The sequence below is a fragment of the Anoxybacillus sp. EFIL genome, from assembly GCF_013096955.1.
In the GTDB taxonomy this organism is placed as follows: Bacteria; Bacillota; Bacilli; order Bacillales; family Anoxybacillaceae; genus Anoxybacillus; species Anoxybacillus ayderensis.
This window is the reverse complement of the sequence record NZ_SDLH01000048.1, coordinates 1-568: the sequence shown is the minus strand read 5'-3', so window position 1 is coordinate 568 and position 568 is coordinate 1. Positions and strand designations below refer to the sequence as shown.

The 568-nt window shown below is 54.9% G+C and carries 1 tRNA gene and 2 rRNA genes; all 3 read right to left on the bottom strand.

Annotated elements, in window-relative coordinates:
* Positions 1–67: 67 nt before the first annotated feature.
* Positions 68–143, bottom strand: a tRNA-Lys gene (locus ES017_RS15230).
* 8 nt (positions 144–151) lie between these two features.
* Positions 152–268 (bottom strand): 5S ribosomal RNA (gene rrf, locus ES017_RS15225).
* Between the two features lie 189 nt (positions 269–457).
* Positions 458–568: ribosomal RNA gene (locus ES017_RS15220) — 23S ribosomal RNA — on the bottom strand; the annotation flags it as partial.

Here is a 568-nt window from a genome sequence, read left to right as displayed (position 1 = left end):
AACCCCCACGCCAGAGGCGCCAGATCCTAAGTCTGGTGCGTCTGCCAATTCCGCCACACCCGCATCATGGTGAGCCATGGAGGACTCGAACCTCCGACCCTCTGATTAAAAGTCAGATGCTCTACCTGCTGAGCTAATGGCTCGTTTTTTTGCCCGGCAACGTCCTACTCTCGCAGGCGGTGTCCCGCCAACTACCATCGGCGCTGGAGAGCTTAACTTCCGTGTTCGGGATGGGAACGGGTGTAACCTCTCCGCCATCGTCACCGAGCAATATGATGAAGGATTATTCCTTCAAAACTAGATAACAGGGGTTGCGCAGTCGCCTACGCTTTTCTTGTGTCTAGCTTCGGCTCCTAGCCCCTCGAATCGCTTCAGTCCTGCTGTGGCGGCAACAGCCTCCTCGCAGGCCTTTCGCGCTCTTCGTGGCTGAACAGTCGCCTACGCTTTTCTTGTGTGTTTAGTTAAGTCCTCGATCGATTAGTATCCGTCAGCTACACGTGTCGCCACGCTTCCACCTCGGACCTATCTACCTTGTCATCTTCAAGGGATCTTACTCGCTTGACGCGAT